At 38.3% G+C, this 25,481-nt stretch carries 24 protein-coding genes; 23 read left to right on the forward strand and 1 reads right to left on the reverse strand.

What is annotated here, in order from left to right; all coding sequences use genetic code 11:
* Positions 1-216: 216 nt before the first annotated feature.
* The 13 genes from U5921_RS10895 (at position 217) to U5921_RS10955 (ending at position 15,295) form a co-directional block, all read left to right on the forward strand.
* Positions 217-1,536, forward strand: coding sequence for an acetyl-CoA hydrolase/transferase family protein (locus U5921_RS10895; protein WP_324823261.1), 1,320 nt, complete (start codon positions 217-219; stop codon positions 1,534-1,536).
* 356 nt (positions 1,537-1,892) lie between these two features.
* Positions 1,893-2,915, forward strand: a complete 1,023-nt coding sequence (rlmN, locus tag U5921_RS10900) for a 23S rRNA (adenine(2503)-C(2))-methyltransferase RlmN (RefSeq protein ID WP_324825989.1) — start codon at positions 1,893-1,895, stop codon at positions 2,913-2,915.
* Between the two features lie 90 nt (positions 2,916-3,005).
* On the forward strand, positions 3,006-3,425 hold the full coding sequence (locus U5921_RS10905; RefSeq protein ID WP_324823263.1) for a hypothetical protein: 420 nt from the start codon (positions 3,006-3,008) through the stop codon (positions 3,423-3,425).
* Positions 3,426-3,500: 75 nt separating this feature from the next.
* The gene (locus tag U5921_RS10910; RefSeq protein WP_324823265.1) at positions 3,501-4,148 is read left to right on the forward strand and encodes a CoA pyrophosphatase; all 648 of its coding nucleotides are present in this window, start codon (positions 3,501-3,503) and stop codon (positions 4,146-4,148) included.
* Between the two features lie 96 nt (positions 4,149-4,244).
* Positions 4,245-5,036: a CAP domain-containing protein gene (locus U5921_RS10915; protein ID WP_324823267.1), complete on the forward strand. Its 792-nt coding sequence runs from the start codon at positions 4,245-4,247 to the stop codon at positions 5,034-5,036.
* Between the two features lie 132 nt (positions 5,037-5,168).
* Positions 5,169-5,990, forward strand: a complete 822-nt coding sequence (locus U5921_RS10920) for a carbon-nitrogen hydrolase family protein (protein ID WP_324825990.1) — start codon at positions 5,169-5,171, stop codon at positions 5,988-5,990.
* A 77-nt stretch (positions 5,991-6,067) separates the two neighbouring features.
* Complete coding sequence (locus U5921_RS10925; RefSeq protein ID WP_324823269.1) at positions 6,068-7,147, forward strand: BMP family ABC transporter substrate-binding protein; 1,080 nt, start codon at positions 6,068-6,070, stop codon at positions 7,145-7,147.
* Between the two features lie 325 nt (positions 7,148-7,472).
* Positions 7,473-9,011 carry an ABC transporter ATP-binding protein gene (locus U5921_RS10930; protein ID WP_417765008.1) on the forward strand — a complete coding sequence of 513 codons (1,539 nt, stop codon included), beginning with the start codon at positions 7,473-7,475 and terminating at the stop codon, positions 9,009-9,011.
* Positions 9,008-10,165, forward strand: a complete 1,158-nt coding sequence (locus U5921_RS10935; RefSeq protein ID WP_324823271.1) for an ABC transporter permease — start codon at positions 9,008-9,010, stop codon at positions 10,163-10,165. Before U5921_RS10930 ends, U5921_RS10935 begins: the two co-directional genes overlap by 4 nt.
* Entirely contained in the window at positions 10,165-11,124 is a 960-nt protein-coding gene (locus U5921_RS10940; RefSeq protein WP_324823273.1) for an ABC transporter permease, read from the forward strand. The genes U5921_RS10935 and U5921_RS10940 overlap by 1 nt, the downstream gene beginning before the upstream one ends.
* A 69-nt stretch (positions 11,125-11,193) precedes the next feature.
* Positions 11,194-12,978: a YgiQ family radical SAM protein gene (locus tag U5921_RS10945; RefSeq protein ID WP_324823274.1), complete on the forward strand. Its 1,785-nt coding sequence runs from the start codon at positions 11,194-11,196 to the stop codon at positions 12,976-12,978.
* Positions 12,979-13,004: 26 nt separating this feature from the next.
* Positions 13,005-14,393, forward strand: a complete 1,389-nt coding sequence (locus U5921_RS10950; RefSeq protein ID WP_324823276.1) for a site-specific DNA-methyltransferase — start codon at positions 13,005-13,007, stop codon at positions 14,391-14,393.
* 2 nt (positions 14,394-14,395) lie between these two features.
* Positions 14,396-15,295 (forward strand): YitT family protein, encoded by a 900-nt coding sequence (locus U5921_RS10955; protein WP_324823278.1) that lies wholly within the window; start codon positions 14,396-14,398, stop codon positions 15,293-15,295.
* 10 nt (positions 15,296-15,305) lie between these two features.
* On the opposite strand, the gene U5921_RS10960 is transcribed toward U5921_RS10955, so the two are convergent.
* A complete protein-coding gene (locus tag U5921_RS10960; protein ID WP_324823280.1) occupies positions 15,306-15,761 on the reverse strand; it encodes a DMT family transporter in 456 nt (151 codons plus the stop codon).
* A gap of 240 nt (positions 15,762-16,001) precedes the next feature.
* Here U5921_RS10960 and U5921_RS10965 point away from each other — a divergent pair, with 240 nt between their 5' ends.
* The 10 genes from U5921_RS10965 (at position 16,002) to U5921_RS11010 (ending at position 25,475) form a co-directional block, all read left to right on the forward strand.
* Positions 16,002-16,847, forward strand: coding sequence for a hypothetical protein (locus U5921_RS10965; RefSeq protein WP_324823282.1), 846 nt, complete (start codon positions 16,002-16,004; stop codon positions 16,845-16,847).
* An 80-nt stretch (positions 16,848-16,927) separates the two neighbouring features.
* The gene (locus U5921_RS10970; RefSeq protein WP_324823284.1) at positions 16,928-17,662 is read left to right on the forward strand and encodes an ABC transporter ATP-binding protein; all 735 of its coding nucleotides are present in this window, start codon (positions 16,928-16,930) and stop codon (positions 17,660-17,662) included.
* A gap of 53 nt (positions 17,663-17,715) precedes the next feature.
* A complete protein-coding gene (locus U5921_RS10975) occupies positions 17,716-18,468 on the forward strand; it encodes an ABC transporter permease (RefSeq protein ID WP_324823286.1) in 753 nt (250 codons plus the stop codon).
* Positions 18,468-19,610 carry a HAMP domain-containing sensor histidine kinase gene (locus U5921_RS10980; protein WP_324823288.1) on the forward strand — a complete coding sequence of 381 codons (1,143 nt, stop codon included), beginning with the start codon at positions 18,468-18,470 and terminating at the stop codon, positions 19,608-19,610. Before U5921_RS10975 ends, U5921_RS10980 begins: the two co-directional genes overlap by 1 nt.
* Entirely contained in the window at positions 19,607-20,293 is a 687-nt protein-coding gene (locus tag U5921_RS10985; protein ID WP_324823290.1) for a response regulator transcription factor, read from the forward strand. The genes U5921_RS10980 and U5921_RS10985 overlap by 4 nt, the downstream gene beginning before the upstream one ends.
* Before the next feature lie 147 nt (positions 20,294-20,440).
* Entirely contained in the window at positions 20,441-21,118 is a 678-nt protein-coding gene (locus tag U5921_RS10990) for a response regulator transcription factor (RefSeq protein WP_324823292.1), read from the forward strand.
* Positions 21,111-22,028: a HAMP domain-containing sensor histidine kinase gene (locus U5921_RS10995; protein WP_324823294.1), complete on the forward strand. Its 918-nt coding sequence runs from the start codon at positions 21,111-21,113 to the stop codon at positions 22,026-22,028. Before U5921_RS10990 ends, U5921_RS10995 begins: the two co-directional genes overlap by 8 nt.
* Positions 22,029-22,144: 116 nt before the next feature.
* Positions 22,145-22,810: an ABC transporter ATP-binding protein gene (locus U5921_RS11000; RefSeq protein ID WP_324823296.1), complete on the forward strand. Its 666-nt coding sequence runs from the start codon at positions 22,145-22,147 to the stop codon at positions 22,808-22,810.
* Between the two features lie 12 nt (positions 22,811-22,822).
* Positions 22,823-23,869 carry a hypothetical protein gene (locus U5921_RS11005; RefSeq protein WP_324823298.1) on the forward strand — a complete coding sequence of 349 codons (1,047 nt, stop codon included), beginning with the start codon at positions 22,823-22,825 and terminating at the stop codon, positions 23,867-23,869.
* Complete coding sequence (locus U5921_RS11010; RefSeq protein WP_324823300.1) at positions 23,814-25,475, forward strand: ABC transporter permease; 1,662 nt, start codon at positions 23,814-23,816, stop codon at positions 25,473-25,475. Before U5921_RS11005 ends, U5921_RS11010 begins: the two co-directional genes overlap by 56 nt.
* The last annotated feature ends 6 nt before the right edge of the window (positions 25,476-25,481 follow it).

Here is a 25,481-nt window from a genome sequence, read left to right on the forward strand (position 1 = left end):
CTGAATAAAGTTCTTCATATGTGAATAAATAAAACAATTCATTGTAAAGTGAGAAAATCTAAAGTTATTGTTAAAAAAAAAACAAAAATGGGTTGAATTTATGAACCTTTACAGATATACTATTTTACATAAATGAATTCGGAAAGAGGATATTGATTTATTTGCTGAAAAAATAAATCAAATATCTGATTGTAGCTATGTTAATAGGAGGATTTCATGTTAAATTGGAGAGAAGATTACAAAAAGAAGCTGACGACAGCAGAAGAGGCTGTTAAATTAATAAGATCAGGGGATAAAGTAGTGTTGTCTCATGCGGTTTCCGAGCCCGTTGCACTGGTTGATGCGATGGTTGCGAATGCAGATGCATATAGGGATATTGAAATAAGTACAATGGTTACGCTAGGAAAAGGAGAGTATACAAAGCCTGAGTATAAAGATCGTTTTAAATTTAACGGTTGGTTCCTCAGTGCATGTACAAGAGGTTGTGTGGCAGAGCATCGAGGTGATTTTACACCGGTATTTTTCCACGAAGTGCCACATTATATTAGAAAGGACATTTTTCATGTTGATGTCTGTCTTGCTATGGTATCTCCTCCTGATGAACATGGCTATTGCAATTTAGGAGTTTCAGCAGATTATTCAGTGCAGGCGATCCGTTCGGCCAAAACGGTTATTGCGCAAATAAATGACCAGGTTCCTGTGACTTTTGGAGATACATATATCCATGTAAGTGAAATCGATGCGTTTGTAGAGCGTTCGCAACCGCTTCCAAACATGAGCTTACCGCATATCGGAGACATTGAGCTTACTATTGGAAAATATTGTGCTTCTTTAGTTCCGGATGGAGCTACGTTACAGCTTGGAATTGGTGCAATTCCAGATGCAGTACTGCAATCCCTAAAGGACAAAAAAAATCTTGGAATTCACTCAGAAATGATTTCAGATGGTGTTGTAGACTTATATGAAGCGGGAGTGATTAATAACTCTCAGAAATCTTTACACAAAGGCAAAATGATCGTTACGTTCCTAATGGGAACGAAGCGCCTGTATGATTTTGCACATAAAAACGCGGTTTTAGAGATGCATACGGTAGACTATGTAAACAGTCCGATTATCATTGCACAAAATTCCAATATGGTATGTATTAACTCAGCGCTGTCGGTTGACTTTATGGGGCAGATTGTCTCTGATACGATTGGAGATATGCAATTTAGCGGTGTCGGCGGTCAAGTAGACTTTATGCGTGGTGCTGCTATGTCATTGGATCAGAAAGGAAAAGGAATTATTGCGATGCCATCGGCTACTGTAAAGAAAGATGGAACGATGATTTCTAAAATTACAGGATGCATTCAACAGGGAGCTGCTGTGACAACGTCCAGACAGGATGCGGATTATGTTGTTACTGAATATGGAATTGCTGAATTAAAAGGGAAAACGCTACGGCAGCGGGCGAAAAATTTAATCGCAATTGCTCACCCGCAGTTCCGTGAAGAATTGAAGGATTTATATAAGAAAAAATTTGGTGAAACACTCTAAGTAAAAGACTTTTATGAAGCTTTTGAAAGATGTGTGATATCCGAGTTAAAACGCTTCTCCCCATTTGCTGAAAGATAGTGGCAGCTGAATTCAAAAATTTTTTTACTCCATTTTTGAAATGGCGAGCTCTTAGGCGACTCAGTATAACCGTACATGAAGGTGAGAAGCACTAGATAACTTATCTAGTTTTATAAAAGAGCATTCTATATTATATAGGATGCTTTTTTCATTTTGATAAAAATATAGCTGTATAGCGGAATACAGAGGATAACTTGATTATTTGTGGTATAATAAAAGAAAAAAGATTTACCAAAGAAAGGGATACCATTCAGACTTCATATGGTATAGAAAATAAGATGAAACAAAACATGAAAGATATGAACAAAGAAGAACTCGAGACTTTTTTTAAGAATATGGGGGAACCGATATTTCGTGCAAAACAAGTGTTTTCATGGATGTATCGTGGGGCCTTTTCTTTTGAAGAAATGACAAATTTACCAAAGCATTTAAGAGAAAAATTGGATTGTGATGCGCAGATTAAGTATTTGGATATACGAAAAAAACAAGTTTCAGAAAAAGATGGGACGCGTAAATACTTATTCGGGCTTCTAGATGGAAATGCGATCGAGACAGTTTATATGCAGTATAAGCACGGAAATTCTATTTGCATATCTTCACAAGCGGGTTGTCGTATGGGGTGTCGTTTTTGTGCATCTACGGCCAATGGGTTGCAGCGAAATTTGACTGCCGGCGAAATGGTGGATCAAATATTGATGGTGGAGAAGGATACCGCTTCTAAAATCAGCAATGTTGTAGTAATGGGGACAGGAGAACCATTTGACAATTATGAAAATTTATGCCGGTTTATAGAACTGATTCATGATAAAGACGGACTGAATATAGGACTTCGTAATATTACAGTATCTACGTGTGGGATCATTCCGAAAATAAAAGAATTTTCAATGGACTTTCCACAGGTGAATCTTGCGGTTTCTCTGCATGCAGCAGATGAGCATGCTCGCAATCAGCTTATGCCGATTAATCAACGTTATCCAATGGAAGAACTGTTACAGGCATGCAGGGACTATGCGAAAAAAACGGGCAGGCGCATTACCTTTGAGTATACTTTAGTTGCAGGGGTAAATGACACACCAAAACATGCACAGCAATTGAGAAGTAAGCTGTCTGGGATTCTATGTCATGTAAATCTGATTCCTTTAAATACAGTGAGTGAAAACAATTGGAGGGGAACGAAGAGAGCGCTTGCCGGACAATTTGCGGAAATACTAGGGCAAAAAGGTATTCCTGTCACGATTCGAAGAGAATTAGGCAGTGATATTTCGGCTGCATGCGGGCAATTACGGCTAAATCAAAAATAGTAATCGATTCATTATTCTTCCTTGCTCCGTTTGAGTGCTTAGTGTATAATTTAATTATCTCAAAATTGTGAAAATGAGGAGGCGGTTCAAATGGTTAAATTATTAATTGGACACAAGGGTAGCGGAAAGACCAAACAAATGATATTTCTTGCAAACCAAAGTGTTGACGCCAAAGATGGCAGCATCGTATTCATTAACAGAAATCATAGACTTATGCTGGACTTAAATCATCGTATACGGGTGGTTTGTATGGAAGATTACGAACATATAACGAATTCAGATGAATACATTGGGTTTGTGTATGGTATAATCAGTTCGGATCATGATATTGAGGAAATCTACATTGAGAGCATATTAAAATATGCAGATATTCAATTAAAGGATTTAGAAGAATTTTTAACGCGTTTGGATCGAATCTCACAAAAATATGGGCCTGATTTTATTGTAAGCATTAGTGTAGAAATGCAAGAACTTGGTGATTTTATAAAGAAGTATAAAATCTTAAATTGAAAAATTTGAGTATGGTATCAGGCGGTAAACAATTACCGCCTTTTTGATGAAAAAATTAGGAGAAATCAAGAACTTATGAATATTAGTGATATTAAAGAAACTTTAGGAAACAGAAGCCCGCGCATTATGGAAATCAAGAAAGAAAATGCAGTTTTTCTTCCTATAATAGAATGGAACGGAGAGTTGTCACTGCTTTTTGAAGTACGTTCTGATACTTTAAAACATCAGCCCGGAGAAGTCTGCTTTCCCGGCGGCAGGCGAGAAGAAGGAGAGACCTTGAAAGAGTGTGCCTGTAGAGAGACTGCGGAAGAATTAGGTATTCATGAGGAGGATATTGAAATTTATGGACAGTTTGATACCCTGCATAACTATACAAATGTAACAATACACACATTTATAGGAACAATATCCAAAAAAGCGATAAATTTATTAAATTTTGATAATAGTGGAAAAGCAGATTATATTTCCAATTTAGGTGAGGTTAAGGAGTTGTTTCTTGTGCCGATTTCTTTCTTTCAAAATAAGAAACCCTATGTCTATCCATTTGCTGTAAAACCCCAAATTAAAGAGGATTTTCCCTATTACATGTTAAACTCACCTGAAAAATATAAGTGGCTGGAGGGAGAGTATACCGTACCTATTTTTCATTATAAAAAATATGTAATATGGGGTATGACAGCACGTATATTATGTCATTTTATGGAAGAATTTAAAATTGGATAATTTTGAGGGTTGGAATAGGGGTTTTTGTTAAACTATAATGACAAGCAAGCGGTAAGTAGACACAAAATACTCAGAAAAAAAAGGAGGACAAATTCTATGAATCGTTTTGTTAAAAAGTTGGTACCCTTATGCATGTTAATGGTGGTAGCGGTACCGATACAAGCCTCAGCAGCCGAAAAAGATCAAACTTGTTTAGACGCAGTAAAAGATTACAATAATTGTTTCAACAATATCAATAAGCTAGAATCGTTTGATTTGAACTGTGTTAAAAATCAAACAGATGCTCAAAAAAAGTTTTTTGAAAATTTTACATGTGAGATTGGTGATCTGCCACAAAATTGTGCAGAAGCAATTATACCAACCAATACATGGACAAACTGCTTTGAGGTGACGGCACCGATTAAACCGGTAGAACAGCCGACAAATTCACCGGAAGATCAAGGGGAAGTAAATAACCCGACGGATCCGACAAAGGAGCCAGAACCAACACAGAACCAATCCATTGGTACATATGAACAGCAGGTAGCAGATCTTGTAAATCAAGAGAGAGCAAAACAGGGACTTTCACCGCTTACCCTGAATACAGAACTATCTTCTGTTGCAGAGACAAAAGCTGCGGATATGAGAGATAAAAATTATTTTTCTCATACCTCACCAACATATGGTTCACCATTTGATATGATGAAACAGTTTGGTATCAGCTACAAATCAGCAGGCGAAAATATTGCAATGGGTCAGAAATCCCCAGAATCCGTTATGAACGGATGGATGAATTCGGAGGGACACAGAGCAAATATTTTAAATGCAAATTACACTGAAATTGGTGTTGGATATGTAACCGACAGCAATGGTAATACATACTGGGTGCAGATGTTTATTCGTCCGTAGGACATTAAAAGAGAAAAACCTCTTTCATCATAAGATGAAAGAGGTTTTTTGTATATTTTTATTTTTAATGATGATTGTTTTGGGAATTTATACTATGATGGAAGTAGTAATAGAAGTGGTAACGGAAAGGATGTGATTTTTTTGAGTTTTAAATTGGCTCTTTGTCAGATGCTTGTAACAGCTAATCCGGAAGAGAACCGTGAACGAGCTTCTCAAATGGTACGTGAAGCAGCTAAAAACGGAGCAGAAATGATTGCACTGCCGGAAATGTTTCATACCCCTTATTCTTTAAAAAGTATTGCAGCAAATAAAGAAAAAGCGGATGGCAGATCAGTAACGATGTTGGCGTCCCTTGCAAAAGAGTGTCATGTTTATCTGATAGGGGGTTCGATTGCAGAGCAAGAAGGCGATGCACTTTATAATACCTGCTTTGTTTTTGGACCGAATGGAGATTTAATCGGAAAACATAGGAAGGCGCATCTATTTGATGTCGATGTAAAGGGTGGAATCCGTTTTATGGAATCAGATATTTTTAAACCTGGAGAAGAAGTTACGATTGTAACAACTGAATTCTGTGATGTGGGAATCGGAATTTGCTATGATGTTCGATTCCCTGAATTGTTTCGGAACATGACCTTAAAAGGCGCGAAGCTTATTGTTTTACCGGCATCCTTTAATATGACTACAGGCCCCGCTCATTGGGATCTTACGATGAGAGCAAGAGCCTTGGATAATCAAATCTATTTTGCAGGGGTATCGCCAGCACGCAATTTGGAAAGCAGTTATCATTCTTTTGGAAGCTCTTGCATAACGACCCCTTGGGGTGAATTTTGTGCAAAGCTCGATTCCAACCCGGCAATTGCATATGGAACGATAGATTTAGAATATTTGGATCGTATTCGAAAAGAACTTCCTTTATTAAAGCAAAGGAAGATTGAATTATATTCTCAGTAAAAACTTGCTTGCAGTATGGAAAAAATGAGATATAATGGAAATGGTGATTACACATAAATTTATAGGAGGAAAATGAAATGAAAAAAGTATTGGCATTCCTGTTGGTAATGGTAATGGCTTTGGGGATGGTTGCATGTGGCAACAGCACCGAACCGGAAACTTATGAAATTGCTATGATTACTGACATAGGATCAATCGATGACAAATCATTTAACCAAGGCACATGGGAAGGTATTGATGCTTATGCGACGGAAAATAATATTACGCACAAGTATTATAAACCGACCGAGCAAAGCAATGATGCTTACCTTGCTGCAATTGAGCTGGCTGTACAAAGCGGGGCGAAGATTGTGGTAACTCCCGGATATCTATTTGAAGAACCGATATATGTGGCACAAGATCAGTATCCAGACGTAACTTTTATTTTAATTGATGGAAATCCGCATGATGGAGACGATAATTATAGAACAAATGATAACACAGTCGGTATTGTTTATGCCGAAGAGCAATCTGGTTATTTAGCAGGTTATGCTGCTGTGAAAGAAGGCTATACAAAGCTTGGATTTATGGGTGGAATGGAAGTGCCTGCGGTTACTCGTTTCGGGTATGGATTTGCGCAAGGTGCGGAAGCAGCCGCAAAGGAAATGGAAATTGAGTCAATTGATTTAAAATACCATTATACAGGAGGATTTGAAGCAACTCCTGAAATACAGACGAAAGCAGCTTCTTGGTATTCCGAAGGAACTGAGTGTATCTTTGCTTGTGGCGGCGGAGTCGGCAATTCCGTTATGTCTGCAGCAGAAGCAGTGGATAAGGTTGTAATTGGCGTTGATGTAGATCAGAGCAGTGAGTCGGAAACTGTAATAACTTCTGCTATGAAGGGGCTGGAAGCTTCGGTACAGTCTGCTCTAAGTGCTTACTATGCAGGAAAATTCCCAGGCGGTCAGAGCTTGGTTGAGGGGGCAGACAAGGATGGTGTAATGCTTCCTATGGAAACTTCTAAATTTAAAAAATTTACACAAAAAGAGTATGATGCTGTATATGCAAGGTTAGCTTCTAATGAAATCACCTTACAAAAAGATGAAAAATCAGATGGCACAGAATTGAAACCTTCTGATTTAGCGTTGAATATTGTAAAATTACAGCTTGTTGAATAGCATGTTTTGAATCAGAAAAGAAAAAGCAGAAATAAAGAGTAGCGTCCACAAGCGTTATTCTGATGTAAGCCATAAGACTTATGCAGTCTTATGGCTTTTCTATTATCTAAATACTGATTTTACAGATAGAATCTGTAAATTGTAATCATGAGGATGACTTTTAGATGTTTGTCTAGATACGTAATTGAATTAAAAAGCATTTAAATGAGAGTAAGAAAGAGACAGGAATCCTTTAAATTGATTTCTTTTTTTCATAAAATCGATTATAATATATAGTATAGTGAAACATAAATACATGATAGCACTGCATGGGGGTAAAAATAGGATGGGAGATCATATTGAATATGTAATTGAAATGCTACATATCACAAAGGAGTTTCCGGGTATTATTGCCAACGATGATATTACACTTCAATTAAAAAAAGGTGAAATTCATGCCTTGCTAGGTGAAAACGGAGCGGGAAAATCGACTCTTATGAGTGTTCTTTTCGGTCTGTATCAACCAGAAAAAGGCACCATACTGAAAGATGGAACAGAAGTTAAAATCAATGACCCGAATGATGCCAATGCATTGGGAATTGGTATGGTGCATCAGCACTTTAAACTAATACATAATTTTACGGTCTTACAAAACATCATACTGGGCGTAGAGACAACAAAGTATGGTTTTTTAAAAATGGATGAAGCACGAAGAAAAGTTGTGGAGCTTTCAAACCGTTATGGCTTGATGGTAGATCCGGATGCATTGATTTCTGATATCACAGTAGGAATGCAGCAGCGTGTAGAAATCTTAAAAATGCTATATCGGAATAATGAAATTTTGATTTTTGATGAGCCGACAGCTGTTTTGACACCGCAGGAAATCGAAGAATTGATGAAAATAATGAAGGAACTGACCGCGGAAGGAAAGTCTATTTTATTCATTACGCATAAACTGAATGAAATTAAAGAAGTAGCAGATAGTTGCACAGTGCTTCGTAAAGGGAAATGTATCAATACAATTCGGGTTTCTGATACGTCAAAAGAGGAAATGTCTGAGATGATGGTTGGACGTAAGGTAGACTTAAAAATTGAAAAAAGCGAAATTTTAGTAGGAACACCTGTGCTAGAAGTAAAAAAATTGGTGATTGCAGGGAAACAGGGTTTAAAGAAAGCAGTAAACAATGTGACTTTTGAAGTTCGTAAGGGTGAGATCGTATGTGTTGCTGGAATTGATGGAAATGGACAGTCGGAATTGGTTTATGCCTTGACTGGCCTTCTACCGACTGAAGAAGGGCAGATTATATTAAATGGAGAGGATATTACACGGCTCTCTGTTCGTCGTCGAAACAAATCTGGAATGGCGCACATCCCGGAAGATAGGCATAAAGACGGGTTGATTTTAGATTATACGTTACAAGATAATTTGATTTTAAAAAAATATTATATGCCAGAATTTCAAAAAAACGGATTCCTGCGTTTTCATAGGGCAGAGGAATATGCAGATAAATTGATTGACCAATTTGATATTCGCAGCGGACAAGGCAGGCAAACCGAAACGCGCAGCATGTCAGGCGGAAATCAGCAAAAGGCAATTGTGGCACGAGAAATTGATGCAAATCCGGAAATATTGATTGCGGTGCAACCAACGAGAGGCCTTGACGTAGGCGCGATTGAGTACATTCATAAACAACTTGTTGCGCAGCGTGATGAAGGAAAGGCAATTCTGCTTGTTTCATTAGAGCTGGATGAGGTTATGAACGTCAGTGACCGCATTTTAGTTATGTACGAAGGCGAAATTGTAGCAAATCTAAATCCAAAAGAAATTACGGTTAATGAACTAGGATTATATATGGCCGGATCAAAGCGAGGTGAAGTCGTATGAAATGGTTACAATCTATATTTGAAAAGGATAGCTTCAACCGATCAATTTCTTCGATTTTTTCGATACTCGTTGGTATTTTATTTGGATTCCTTATTTTACTTATTAGTAATCCGTCACAGGCGATAGATGGCTTTTTAATTATTTTGAAAGGCGGATTCAGTGCACATGCAAAAGGGATTGGGCAGGTTTTATACTTTGCAACCCCTTTAATTTTAACAGGGCTTTCTGTTGGATTTGCGTTCAAGACAGGATTATTTAATATCGGAGCGCCAGGGCAGTTTATCATGGGCGCGTTTACTGCAGTTTACATCGGGGTGAAATGGACTTTTTTACCGGCACCTTGGCACTGGATCTTTGCATTGCTGGGAGCGGCCGTTGTAGGCGGAATCTGGGCGTTAATTCCGGGAATTTTGAAGGCTTATCTGAATGTGCATGAGGTTATATCGACGATTATGATGAATTATATTGGTATGTATTCAGCAAATTTTTTAGTAAAGGCGCACATCTACGATTCGAAAAAAGCACTTTCTATGAATGTGGCGGATACGGCGGTCTTGCCTAAAGCAGGACTGGATCAAGTCTTTTATAATACGCTGGGAACCACTAGGGATTTATCGACTGTAAACTGTGGAATCTTTATTGCGATTCTAGTAGCAGTGATTATATATATTATATTGAATAAAACAACCTTTGGCTATGAGCTGAAAGCGTGTGGATACAGTCAGGATGCAAGTAAATACGCAGGTATTAATGATAAGCGAAATATTGTACTTTCTATGGTGATAGCAGGGATGCTTGCCGGATTAGGCGGGGCACTTTTGTACCTGTCAGGAGGAAATGGAAGGCGCATTAAAGTGGTAGACGTCTTAGCAGTGGAAGGCTTTAATGGAATTCCTGTAGCTTTATTGGCGCTTTCTAATCCAATCGGCATTATTTTTTCTGCTGTTTTTATTTCCTACATAACGCAGGGAGGGCATTATCTTCAGTCATTAGATTTTGTACCGGAAGTAATCGATATTATTATAGCCTGCATTATCTACTTTAGTGCATTTTCATTGTTCTTCAAAGATGTTCTTGCTGAATTTGTAAAAAAACGGATTCGATCCTCGGAGGAGAAAAAGAAAGGAAGCAAGGAAATGGGAGGTGAAATGTAATGGGTGTTTTAAGTTTAATTGTACAACAGACGATGTTATTTTCCATCCCATTGCTGATCGTTGCCTTAGGCGCAGTTTTTACTGAGAGAGGTGGCGTAACGAATATTGCACTGGAAGGTATGATGATTATGGGCGCTTTTACAAGTATTTTTTTCATCAATCAGATGCAAGATAAAATGAGTGGCCAAACGTTGCTGCTGATTGCCATGTTAATTGCTACAGTGACCGGAGCAATCTTCTCCTTACTGCATGCATATGCCTCTATTAATTTGAAATCGGATCAGATCATCAGCGGAACGGCGTTGAATTTGTTTGCACCGGCTTTCGCCATCTATGTTGCCCGGATGATTCAGGATAACGGTGTACAGCAGATTGGATTTACGAATACTTTTCGGATCAAATCCGTTCCGATATTGGGAGAGATTCCTTTTATAGGAAATTTGTTTTTTAAAAATGCGTATATTACAACTTATATTGGACTGGGAATTTTGGTTTTGTCGGTTGTAATCATTTATAAAACGAAGTTTGGGCTCCGGCTTCGTGCATGTGGAGAGCATCCGCACGCAGCAGATTCAGTTGGAATTAATGTTTATAAAATGCGTTATGCCGGGGTTGTGATCTCCGGTGCATTGGCGGGGCTTGGAGGCTTGATTTTTGTAGTTCCGACTTCCACAAATTTTAATGCAAGTGTTGCAGGTTATGGCTTCTTGGCATTGGCAGTTATGATTTTTGGACAGTGGAAGCCAATTCGCGTTTTTTTCGCTGCGATATTTTTTGGTTTAATGAAAACAATCGCATCCGCATATTCCGTAATTCCTTTGCTTTCGACTGCAAATATTCCAAGCGATGTATATAAAATGATACCGTTTATTGCGACGTTAATCGTACTGGCTTTTAGCTCGAAATCTTCAGAAGCGCCAAAAGCAGTTGCGACTCCGTATGATAAGGGGAGCCGATAAAAGAAAAGGCCTGATTATAAGATATTGTTTTTCTTAGAGAAGGCTGTTGCTTTATTAGAAAGGATTTCTATGTTTTTACCGATGAATCAAGAGGATATGCAGAAACGAGGATGGGAGTCGGTCGATTTTGTTCTAGTTACAGGGGATGCTTATGTGGATCATCCCTCATTTGGTCATGCGATTATCAGTCGTCTTTTAGAACGATATGGGTATAGGGTCGCGATTTTATCACAGCCTGACTGGCGGGATAAAAAGGATTTTATGCGTTTTGGAAGGCCGCGATTAGGATTTTTAGTTAATTCAGGGAATGTGGATTCTATGGTCAACCATTATTCTGTTTTTAAGCATAAAAGAAAGAGTGACAGTTATTCACCGGGTGGTATCGCAGGAAAACGACCAGATCGGGCAGTGATTGTTTACAGCAATCGGGTAAGAGAAGCATATAAGGACGTACCAATTATCATCGGAGGTTTAGAGGCGAGCCTTCGGCGATTTTCTCATTATGATTACTGGAGTGAAAGTATCCGTCGCTCTATTTTATTGGATGCAAAGGCGGACTTATTGATATACGGGATGGGAGAACGCGCTGTAATTGAGATTGCAGAAGCGCTGGATTCCGGAATTGATGTAAAAGATATTGGCTGGATTCGTGGAACTGTCTGTAAAGAATTAGGAGGATTCACCGATGCAGAATGGAAAGGGGAGGCAGATACGATTTTGCTCCCTGCTTTTACTTCGGTAAAAGAAGATAAAAAAAAGTATGCAGAAAGTTTTCTATTGCAATACCAAAATAATGATTGGATAATGGGAAAACGCTTAATTGAAAGATATGATGAAGGACTTTGTATAATACAAAACCCTCCAATGGAGCCGCTAAACACATTGGAATTAGACGATGTATACGAATTGCCGTATGAGGGAACGTACCATCCGGTCTATGAAAGGGATGGCGGCGTGCCCGCTATTCATGAGGTGAAATTTAGTATTGTTGCAAATCGTGGCTGCTTTGGTGGGTGTGCATTTTGTGCATTAACGTATCATCAGGGAAGAGAGGTTCGCGGGAGAAGCAAGGAGTCGATTGTAAAGGAAGCACGCAGGTTGAGTCAGCATAAAGATTTTAAGGGGTATATCCACGACGTCGGAGGTCCTACGGCTAATTTTCGCACGCTGGCGTGCGAAAAACAATTAAAAGCTGGAGTCTGTAAAAATCGTGACTGCCTGTATCCGAAACCGTGTCCACAAATGAAGGTGGATCATGAAGGATATTTGGAAGTTCTGCGTGAAATTCGCAGCCTTGACGGAATAAAAAAGGTATTTATTCGTTCAGGCATTCGATTTGATTATGTAATGGCGGATTCGAAAAATACTTTTATCAAAGAGCTTTGTGAACATCATGTGAGTGGTACATTAAAGGTTGCACCGGAACATGTTTCTAAGAAAGTGCTGAAAATGATGCGAAAGCCGGAAAATGATGTTTTTGAACGGTTTTGCAGTGAATATAAACGCAATAATGAAAAATTGGGTAAAAAACAATATTTAATACCATATTTTATTTCTTCTCATCCAGGTTCGGGACTAAAAGAGGCGGTTGAGCTCGCTTTATATTTGAAAAAAACAGGATTCATACCGGACCAAGTACAGGATTTCTATCCAACGCCCGGTACGTTAGCAACCTGTATGTACTATACGGAGATAGACCCATTTACGATGCATTCTGTTTACGTAGCAAAAGATATCGAAGAAAAAAAGATGCAGCGGGCATTGATGCACTTTCATAAGAAAGAAAATAAACACTTGGTGGAAAAAGCGTTAAGAAAGATTGGTAAAGAAGAGTTGATTTCGATTCTTCGCTGAAGAAAAATTTATAACGGAGGAAATGGATGGGTTTATTGGCAAAGCTCCCAGCAATATTGGAAGAATGCAAGGATGAATATCAACGGAATACTACGCAAGCTCCAACAGGGTTCATTTTGACAGAGCAGATAGGAGAAGGAGAAAACAGAAATACTCAATTTAAAAATATTTTTGCAAAAGGTGACAATGCATTTTTTATGGACTACCTGTTGAAAAATAGGAAGTTAAGAAGTAAACTTAATCTTATTTACATTGATCCGCCTTTTTATTCGAAATCAGATTATGGGACGCAAATTCGACTGGAGTCAGAAAAAATAAGTAAGCTTCCTATTTTAAAGCAAACGGCTTATCAGGATACTTGGCAGAATGGAATGGAGGATTATCTGAGAATGCTTACTTACCGTTTGCTGTTTATGAAAGATCTACTAGCGGAAGACGGTGGAATTTGGGTACATTTGGATTGGCATGTAGTCCATTATGTAAAGATAATTATGGATGAAATTTTTGGAGAAGATAACTTTATAAATGAAGTCGTTTGGAATTATAAATCAGGAGGTGTGAGCAAACGCTATTTTGCGAGGAAACATGATACTTTGCTCTACTATTCAAAAACGCCCAATTACTATTTTAAAGCACAAAAAGAAAAATCTTACAATCGAGGATTCAAACCGTATCGCTTTAAAGGAGTGAAAGAATATCAGGATGAAACTGGCTGGTATACCATGGTAAATAAAAAAGATGTTTGGCAAATTGACATGGTAGGAAGAACATCCGGTGAACGTACGGGATATGCGACACAAAAACCAGAGCTTCTCATTAGAAATATTTTAGAAAGCTGCACAAAAGAAGGAGATATTTGCGCTGATTTTTTCGGAGGTTCCGGAACTCTGGCAGCAGCAGCGCATAAGATGGGAAGGGCTTTTATTCATTGCGATATTGGAAGTTTATCCCTTGCACATACATATAAGCGGCTTATTTTTAATAAAATCCCATTTCAATATTATGAATGGAAAAGGAATCCGGAAGGAAAAATAAAGAGACTAGAAAAAACGGAGAATCAAAACGAAGCTAAGATAGAAGCAGACTTTAGTAAAAAGAAAGATTCTAAAGGAAAGACTCTATTTACAGTTAAATTAGTGTCGTATGTACCATGTTTTTCAAAGATTGATATACTGGATGAAGAACATCAAAAGTTATTGGAGCGTGTGACAAAAGAAGAACCGCTTCTTCTTGTAGATTATTGGATGATTGATTTTCATTATGATGGAAAAACTTTTAAACCAACTGCATATTATAAGAGATTAAAAAAAGCATTGGAGGTGGAGGCACAAATTGATGAGGAAGGGATTTCCTGTGTAATGCTTTGCGTGGTAGATGTATTTGGGAGCCGAACATTTTGTAAAATGGGGGAGTGAGAATGAAATTACGAGCTAAATTTTTGAATTTTAAATGGAATAAGCTCATTTTAGACATAATATTTCTTTGCTTTGGATGTGCTTTTGGTGCATTCGCGTCTATAGGTGTAATGATACCTAATGGCTTGTCAAGCGGAGGAATCACTGGCGTTGTGCGTATTTTACAGCAATATATCAATATTGATTTTTCCTTGCTGTATTACATCGGTGCAATGGTCATCTTAATTATCTGTTGGATTTTACTTGGACGAAAAGAGGCAGAAAAAATTATCCTTATGACGGTGCTGTATCCGGCTTTTCTTGTGTTGTTTGAACGACTTGACTTTGTTCTTTTGGAACAAAAGGACATGACACTTGCCTCTATTTTCTTTGGAATCATTGCAGGAATCGGAAGTGGATTAGTTTTTGTAAGAGGCTATTCTTCAGGAGGGACAGATACTGTAGCTAAAATTATTAAAATAAAAATATTTCCTCATATTGCAATGAGTCAGATACTACTTTGCCTTGATTCTGCGGTTATCATTTGCTCTGGATTTGTGTATGGAAAAAATGTAGCATTATATGCACTGGTTTCTTCTGTGATTTTTTCAAAGACAACAGAGATGTTGTTGTATGGTTTTGATCCAAAAGTGGTACAGCTTGAAATTATCAGTGATAAAAATCAAGTTATAATTGATTATATTTTAAATGAAATCCGACGAGGGGTTACAACGGTGATGATTAAAGGTGAGTATTCAAAGGTAACGAAACACAAATTGATTACCATCTGCTCTCCGAGAGAAAGTATGCTGATTAAACGATTTGTAGCAGAAACAGACCGCAATGCATTTGTAACTGTGTTACACGTAGAAACGGTATGGGGAGCGGGAAAAGGCTTCAGCAATATTGCTGAAACAAAATAAGGAATTTTATTTAATTCTTTTGGATGAAGAATACACCGACTATCATAAAGGCAATTCCAAGAACACGTAAAAAAGAAATTGGCTGTACCGGATTTCCAAACCAACCAAAATGATCAGCAATAACAGAAGTAATTAATTGTGCGGAAAGCAGAAGAGTAAAAAAATTCGAAAAGCCAATTTTACCGGGAATAATAACTCCGGCAAAGACATAAAAAGCACCAATGATGCCGCCGCTCCACATCCAAAAACTTGTTTGCTTTAGAATTTCCCAAGATGGGAACGTCAATCGATTACATTTAATACCAATTATGAGTGCAATTAAAAGTGTTAGAGTACCGACGGCAAAGCTTGTAAGGGCTGAAAATACAGAATTCCCGGTTACATCTTTCAATCTTCCGTTAATTCCGATTTGTATGATAAGTGAAATACCGGTCAGAAAACTCCATAGGCTGTAAAAAAGATTCATATTGTACTCCTTTGTTGTAATTGCTGGATTATTTCATTATAGCACAGCTTGTATTATTAAAGTCGGAGGAATTAATCTTTGTTTATTAATTGTTAAGAAATGAGCTATAGTATATTAAGTGTTATTGTTTACAATAAGGATAGTAAGATTGAAAAAATATTTATGATGCCGGCTGCGAATACTTTTTCAATTGAAAAATTGTATTTAAGATTAGTGAAGTTTTATTAAGGAGGAAATGGGATGCTGAGACACAAAAAACATTTTGTCACGTTAGTATGCTTAGTAGTAGGTATGCTTGTGCTGACAACTGCAGTTTATGCAAATTATGATGATGCAAAGGGGTATACAAACTATAAGGATTCTTTAAAACATTTATTGTTTGAGGCAGATAACTACACGCTGAACTATCAAGCAAAAATTAAGATGGATGATGAAATGATACAAACACTCATAGGTAATGAAAAGTTGGCTGGAAAGAATAGAAGCCACTATGAGAAAAGCGGGGATTCATCTGATGAAAAATCTCGTGTGTATGACTATTATACTTTTACAGAGGGAAATAAATATTACAGCTATTACCCAGAAACAAATACGTACTATGAAGGAAAAATTTCCTCAGACCGAAGTGGAAGCTTGATGGGAAGCGATGATGCGACAGTGAAAAAAGCAGTACGGTTTACTGAGCTGCTTGCAGATACTTTGATTGGAGATCTAAAAAATAATGTCATCTTAGAATCTTCAAAGGATGGTGTGAAGGAATATAGCATACATGTTTCAGGCAATCAGATTCCGGAAATTGTAAATGCAGGCTTATCTTTAGCGTTTACAGCAAGTAACAGTGAAGATTATGAGAATGATGTGACCTCTAAATTTGGGAATGAGCCTTATATTGATAATGTAAATATGAGAGTAACTTTAGATGAAAAAGGCAGATTAATCAATAATGAACTTGAAGCAAGTCTAGTAGGTATAGATCAAAATGGGAAAAAGCATAAAGGAACAATGGAAGTTACTGTAGATATTACAGATTATGAAAGTACAAAAGCAGATGTATTTGATCCAGAAGGAAAAGTGAAGGAAAATTAAATAGAGAAAATAGAGAATATTATACAAGATTCCGATGGTTATATCCATCGGAATCTTGTGATGAAATAAGGGGTGAAGCTGTGGAGAAAATATTACAAGTAGAGAATCTCACAAAGATGTATAAAAACGGGAGAGGTGTCAAAAACATCACCTTTTCGATTGAAAAACAAGATGTAGTCGGATTACTGGGACCCAATGGATCAGGTAAAACTACTATAATGAAAACAATTATGGGATTATGCCATGCAAATGAGGGTACCATAAAAATTTTTGGAAATGATATCGAGCAAAATGCAGAACAAACCTTGAAAAATGTAGGAGGGTTGATTGAACGACCGGCTATTTATGAATATTTATCGGCAAGAGATAACTTGAAAATGATGGCACGCTTTTATCCAACTGTTGATGATGCGAGAATCGATCATGTTCTTGATATTGTGCGAATGCGAAAATATCAGAAGGATAAAACGGGTAAATTTTCATTAGGAATGAAGCAGCGAATGGGACTGGCTATGGCATTTTTGTCAGATCCGAGGCTTATTATATTAGATGAACCAACAAATGGATTGGATATTGAGGGAACTGTTGAAATACGTGAAATGATAAAAAAAATGGCTGAGGAAAAGGGAACATCTTTTTTAATTGCAAGCCATCTCGCTTTTGAAATAGAAAAAACATGCAATAAAGTAGCGGTAGTGCATGAAGGAGACTTATTGAGTTTTGAAACGATGGAGGAAGCTTTGAGGCTGAATCCTTCCTTAGAAGATTATTTTCTATCGATTGTAAAAGAGAAAAGAGGATCGGTTCTTATCTAAGACATATTGTACTTATTCTATTTGATATCGATCAGTGATTAGGAGGATTTTTTGTGAAAACTTTTACAGCAAGTTTACAGAATGAATTAAAAAAAGTAACAACGAGAAAAAAGTTTTTAGTGTTTTTTATAATAGAAATTATAATTTGTTTATTAAGTAGTTTTATTAGTTTGGCAGTCAGCAAGGCTTCTTCGGGAATGATTCCGATGTCTCTTGTTTTTTCGAATATGCCTATGGGAATGTTGTCCTTTTTTATTCAAATCTATATTCCGATTATTATTTTTATGGCAACTTGTGATTTGTTTGCCGGAGAGGTGCATGATGGAACTATCCGTGCAACCTTTATGCGTCCGGTTAGCAGGTTTAAACAATTTTTCTCAAAAATACTGGCAATTTTAATATTAGCAGCAGTATATTTAGGCGGGCTTCTTATAATTACAACAATAATAAAAACATTTACTGCCCATTCTGTAAGTGGATTGGGGGGCGATTTCTTGGCCTATTCCTTAGATTTACTTCCGTTAATTGTACTTATTTTATTTGCTGCGATGTTAAACCAATTTACAAGTAGTCCATCGCTTTCCATCGTTATATGTGTTATTGCATATTTGGCATTCAGTATAACTGGAATTTTGATTCCAGTTATGAGCGGTTTGCTTTTTACGGGGTATCTGCAATGGCATAATCTCTGGATTGGGATTACGATACCTTTTATGGCAATGGTAACGAAGATGGGTGTGTTGGTTGGATATGGGATGATTTTTGGATGTATTGGTTATTATTTATTTGAAAGAAGAGAAGTATAATGATGCGGTCAATCAAGGGACGTTTTATTAAAACAAACATAATGATGGTAATTATTTCAGCAGTATTGATATTTGTGGTGTCATTGCTGCTGTTATTTATTTTTTCATTGAGCCGGCCGGATGGTTTTGTTCACATTATTCAGGGATTTGAAGAAATTTTTCATGGTGATTTTCAAAGAAAGAATGAATTAACATTGTATTTATTTGCATGGTCTGTTCTAGTCGGAGGAATGGTATTATTAACTTGTATTATGCTGAGTATAAATCTTTCAAGAAGTGTATTGGCACCCATTCAAGAGCTTAGAGATGCGGCAATTAACATAGCTGAGGGTAATTTGGATTTTGAAGTGATGGCTTGTGAAGATCGTGAGTTAAATGCACTTTGTCAGTCATTTGATGAAATCCGTAAAAAATTAAAAACTTCTGCAGAGCAGCAGCATCAGAATAAAGAAGAGCGGAACATGCTTATGGCTAATCTTTCACATGATATGCGGACACCTGTAACCACAATAAAAGGTTATCTAGAAGGAATTAAGGATGGTGTAGCAGATACGCCGGAAAAGCAGTCAAGGTATTTAGATACGATTTATAGTAAAACCTTGATTCTGGAGCGTTTATTGGATAATATGACAGAGTATTCTGAGCTGGAGTTGGGGCGCATGCAATACGCGTTTGAATACGTCGATTTAACCGCTTACTTAAAGGATTTAGTCGAGGATTACAAAAGAGATATTGAATTGGCAGACCTGAAATTTGAATTCTCTCTATTAAATGAACCGCTGACGATTGTTGCGGACCGCAGTAAGCTAAAACGAGTATTAGACAATTTGATATCCAATGCAGTAAAATATAATAGAAAAAATGGAACGGTTTCTTTGACGACAGAGACTGATCAAAAAGGTGCTTTGATCAAGATATCAGATTCGGGATGTGGCATTAAAAGTGATGACTTGAATAAGTTTTTTGACGGATTTTATAGAGGGGACGCTTCTCGAAGCAATATAAAAGGCAATGGGCTTGGACTTACAATCGCAAAACAGATCATTAATAGTCACAGAGGTAAAATATGGATGAAAAGTGAAAAGAATGTGGGCACAGATGTGTATATCTATTTACCATTGAGAAGAAGGGAGAACTTATGAAAATATTAGTAATTGAGGATGATAAAAGCATAGCGGAATTGGAACGTGATTATCTGGAAATTAACGGTTATGAATGTGATGTCGCATATGATGGAACAAGCGGTTTTGAGATGGCAATGAGTAATGACTATGCATTGATCATCCTTGATGTGATGCTTCCGGGTATGGATGGATTTGAATTGTGCGTAAAGCTGCGAGAAAAAAAGAATACCCCAATTATATTTTTATCTGCAAAGAAAGATGACATTGATAAGATTCGAGGATTAGGTTTAGGTGCAGACGATTATATCACAAAGCCGTTCAGTCCGAATGAACTCATGGCTCGTGTCAAAAGCCATATTTCAAGATATGAAAGATTGACTGGAAACGATGCGGAGCAAAATAGGGTTCTAAAGATTCGAGGCCTTGAAATTGATAAGGATGGCAGACGCGTATTTATAAATGGTGAAGAGAAGACAATGCCTGCAAAGGAATACGACCTGCTGTTATTTTTAGCGGAAAATCCGAATCGCGTTTTTTCAAAAGAACATATTTTTGACCGTATTTGGGGAATGGATGCATTGGGTGATGTTTCAACGGTTACGGTTCATATAAGACGTATCCGTGAAAAAATTGAATTAGATATGGACCATGTGCAGTATATTGAAACAGTATGGGGAGTCGGATATCGTTTTAAAGGATGATTACAGGCTGTATATGGGATGAATGCTCGAGGCTTATGTGAATTCTTTTACGATAAAAATCAATCATATGTGTTAGGGGAGGACGGGCTAATTGTCTTCCCTTTTTTACTGTTAAAATGGAATTGCTATAGGAGAAGGAGGTTCGTTATGAAGCGATTGTTAATTGTCGAAGATGATCGTGATCTTAGCCGAGGTCTATGCCTCGCCTTAAAAGATCAAAAAATTCAAACTGTGCCATGTTTTGATTTGAAATCTGCTCGTGAGCAGTTAGCTTGTGATGAAACAGAGCTAGTTTTATTGGATATCAACCTTCCAGATGGCAGTGGATTGGATCTTCTCCACGAGATAAAAACTAGAGATAATCCCATTCCAGTAATCTTATTAACTGCGAATGATACCGAGATGGATGTAGTAATGGGATTGGAGCATGGTGCAGATGATTATATTACAAAGCCCTTCAGTCTTGCAATTCTTCGGGCGAGATTAAAAGCCCAGCTGCGCCACGGCGCAGATCATACATCAAAGATATTTGCGAGTTCACCTTATCGGTTTGATTTTGAGAATATGAAATTTTTTAGTAAAGGCTCTGTAGTGGAATTGAGTAAAACGGAGCAAAGGCTCCTTCGTTTGCTGGTAGAAAATCGAGGTGCAACAATAAGCCGTTCTGTTTTGCTGGATCGAATTTGGACGGATGGAGCAGAATTTGTGGATGAAAATGCACTTTCGGTAACCATTAAACGTCTAAGGGATAAGCTGGATGCATCACAATATATCAAAACAGTATATGGTTTGGGTTATGTATGGGTGGAAAAAGCAGATGATTGAATGGAATTTTACCTTATTTAGCGTTGTGTTTGCGGTTATTTCGCTATGTTGTATCATGGTGTTCTTTCAACATTATAAAATGAAAAAAATAATGAGAACACTCAACCAAATGTTGGATCGTACATTAAATGGAAGTTTTACGGAAAATACTTTCGATGAAAGTTTGCTCTCCGCGGTAGAGAGCAGATTAAACCGGTATCTCAGCCTTTCAGTAATATCAGCACGCAATTTAACTGCAGAAAAAGAAAAAATTAAGGAATTATTGGCTGATATTTCTCATCAGACGAAAACTCCGATTTCCAATATCCTGCTATATGCTCAACTATTAGAGGAACAAGAACTGCCGGAAGAAAGCAGAGACTGCGTTGCGGCATTGAGGGGACAAGCAGAAAAGATGAGCTTTTTAGTCAGTTCATTGGTGAAATTATCACGACTAGAAACAGGAGTTTTTACACTGCATCCTGTTTTAAATGGAGTTACATCTATGCTGGAGGAAGTAAGCGAACAATTTATGCAAAGAGCAATCGAAAAAGAGATACGGCTGAGTGTGGACTTTGCAGATGCTTGTGCAGTATTTGATTTCAAATGGACGACAGAAGCGTTATGTAATCTGGTGGATAATGCCATTAAATATACGCCTGCGGGAGGGCAGATAGTTATTTCAGTCAAGGAATATGATTTGTTTTGTCGTATCGATGTGGCGGATAACGGAATCGGAATTTCAGAAGAGGAGCAGGCAAGAATCTTTTTACGCTTTTACCGTTCTCAGTCTGTCAGCGAGCAGGAAGGAGTAGGAATTGGTTTGTACTTGACACGCCAAATTCTAATGGGGCAGGGAGGATATATTAAAGTGGCGTCCTCTTTGGAAAATGGGTCCGTATTTTCAATGTTTTTGCCTCGGGAGTCTTAAATTCTTACAAAACTGTTAGAATTGCTTACTCATAGGAAAGAATCTGGAAAGAAACATATGGTAAAGTTTCTATGATAATGACACATACAGACTTTATGTTTTTGGAGGTATTTTTAATGATTTTGCAGACACATGATTTAAAAAAGGTTTACGGTACTGGGGAAAATGCCGTTCACGCTCTTGCAGGCGTTAATCTGCAGGTAGAAAAAGGAGAATTTTCGGCAATTGTTGGTACATCTGGCAGCGGTAAAAGCACTCTTTTGCATATGCTGGGCGGGCTGGATCGTCCGACTTGCGGCACGGTAGAGGTAGATGGTAAAGATATTTTTTCACTGAAAGACGAGGAATTGACGATCTTCCGCCGACGTAAAATTGGTTTTGTATTCCAAAATTATAATCTGGTTCCGGTTCTCAACGTTTACGAAAATATCGTCTTGCCCATTCAATTGGATGGCAATGCACCGGATTCCGATTATGTAGACAGTATCATTGAAACGCTGGGGCTGCATTCTAAACTGCAAAACCTGCCCAATAATCTTTCTGGAGGACAACAACAACGGGTTGCTATTGCACGTGCGCTGGCTGCAAAGCCAGCTATTATTTTAGCAGATGAACCAACTGGAAATTTAGATTCCAAAACCAGCCAAGATGTGTTGGGACTTTTAAAGGTAACAAGTCAAAAATTTATTCAAACCATTGTGATGATTACGCACAACGAGGAAATTGCTCAATTAGCCGACCGCATTGTCCGTATCGAAGACGGATTGATCGTTACTCGATAAGGAGGTGTAATCATGAATATAGCAAATCAAAAATGCATTTATCGATTAAGTCTAAAAAGTATAAAAGCAGCGAGAACAAGAAATATAATAGCAATTGTTGCTATCGCGCTTACGACTGTACTATTTACCTCTTTATTCACGGTGGCGTTCTCCATCAATCGTTCGATTGAGGAAGCCAATTTCCGTCAATGTGGCGGCTGGAGCCATGGTTCGTTCAAATATCTGACGGAAGGGCAGTATAATGAATTAAAAACGGATCCTCTTATTAAAGAGTATGGCTTACGGCGCTTCCTGGGTATGCCCGATAATGCGCCGTTTAATAAATCACACGTTGAGGTGGGATACAGTGATGCAAAGCAGGCGCATTGGATGTATTGCGATCCTGTCGAAGGCCGCTTGCCCGCTGAAGGCACAAATGAAGCCGCTACGGATACCCGTGTACTTGAATTGTTGGGCGTGGAGCCTGTGTTGGGTAATGAATTTTCTTTGAGCTTTGATGTGGATGGAACGAATGTTACTAAAACGTTTACTCTTTGCGGATGGTGGGAATATGATTCGGCAATTGTTGCCAGCCATGTGCTGGTTCCCAGCAGCCGCGCACAGGGCATTTACAATGAGGTCGGCATTGGAAGCGGCATTGGAAAGGATGAAATGACCGGCGCCTGGAACATGGATGTGATGGTGGGCAACTCTTTGCATATTGAACGAGATATGGATAAAATTTTAGAAAACCACGGGTATCAAAGAAAAAACCAGTCTGCAGGGAGTGACTACGTAGCAATCGGTGTCAATTGGGCCTATACGGGTTCGCAGCTTTCAGATCATATCGATCCGATAACGACGGCTGCCATTATAGGACTGCTTTTGGTTATCGTCTTTACCGGTTATCTTATTATTTATAATGTATTTCAGATATCCGTCTCAAATGATATTCGTTTCTATGGATTGCTTAAGACAATAGGGACGGCAGCTGCGGCGTATTATTCGGCACCAGGCATTATTGTTGTCATTAGCCGGTATTCCCCTAGGATTACTGCTTGGTTATGGTATTGGCGTTAAATTGACTCCGGTGATACTGTTGCAGCTTAACGGCGTAGTGCAAGATACAGTATCGACAAATCCGCTAGTTTTTGTAGGCGCAGCACTCTTTTCTTTGTTGACGGTATTGCTGTCTTGCCACAGACCCGGGCGAATGGCGGCAAGGGTCTCTCCCGTGGAAGCGACACGCTATACCGAGGGCTCAGATAAAAAAAAGACAACACGTAGGGCACAATCTGGTGCATCCCTGCCTAAAATGGCATGGGCTAATTTAGGGCGCAGCCACAGCAAAACAATCGTAACGGTGATTTCTTTGTCTCTGGCAGTCGTATTACTTAATATGACGGTGACTTTTACCAATGGATTTGATATGGATAAATATCTAGCGAAGATGGCCTCCGATTTTATTGTAGCAGATGCAAACTACTTTGAAGTGGGAAATAGTTGGAATAAAGATTACGCATTATCCGAAGATGTACTATCCACACTGGAATCACAACCCGGAATAGAAGTCGGCGGACGAGTTTACGGGAAATGTAGCTACGTGGAGGAATTTATCACCGAGGAATATTACCGTGCAATGTATGGCGCATGGAATGACAAGGAAACTTTAGATCAAGTGATTGCTTACACGGAGAAGGATGAAGGCGGATTGCTCACCGAACAGGCACAGCTTTATGGTATGGAGAATTATGCTATCAATAAACTCCGGCTATTAGAGGGAGACTTGTCCAAGCTCAGCGAGCCGGGCGGCCGGTACGTTGCCGCTATATGCAGCGAAGATGATTATGGAAATCCGGACTTAGACTCTCATTGGGCGAAACTTGGCGACACGGTTAAGCTACGCTTTGTGACGGAATACGAATATTATGACCCAGATACGGGAGCAATTCTTGACCTCGATAACATACCAGACGATCAAGTAAGGCAGCGCCGGGCAAAAACTTATCAGGATATTGAATTTGAAGTAGTGGCTCTGGTTTGTATACCTCACTCTCTCAGCTACCGTTATTATGGAACGGATGAGTTTGTGATGAATGACCAAACGTTCATAAAGGATACCGCTACCAATTCGGTGATGTATTATGCTTGCGATACAAAGGAGGAGAGCACGGCGGACATGGAAACTTTTCTATCCGATTTTACAGAAAAAGAACACACTCAGCTTGACTATGAGAGCAAGGCAAGCTACGCTGAAGAATTTGATTCCTTCCGCAATATGTTCTTGATACTTGGCAGTGTACTAAGTTTTATTGTCGGACTTGTTGGAATTCTTAATTTCCTTAATGCGATTTTAACAGGCATTTTGACTAGAAGGAGAGAATTTGCAGTGCTTCAGTCGATTGGAATGACAGGAAGACAACTGAAGAAAATGTTGATATGGGAAGGCCTTTATTACGCATTCGGTGCAGTGCTGGTATCGTTGGTGCTTGGTATTGCATCCGGACCACTATTGTCCAATGTACTGAGCACTATGTTCTGGTTCTTTACTTATCGATTTACGCTTCTGCCAATACTCTGCATTGCTCCAATTTTTGTTATACTTGGAGTTGTACTTCCTCTTATCATTTATCGTGCCGTTTCCAAGAACTCCATTGTTGAGCGCTTGAGAGAAACGGAATCGTAAGAGAAA

Source organism: Sinanaerobacter sp. ZZT-01, from assembly GCF_035621135.1.
Lineage (GTDB): Bacteria > Bacillota > Clostridia > Peptostreptococcales > Anaerovoracaceae > IOR16.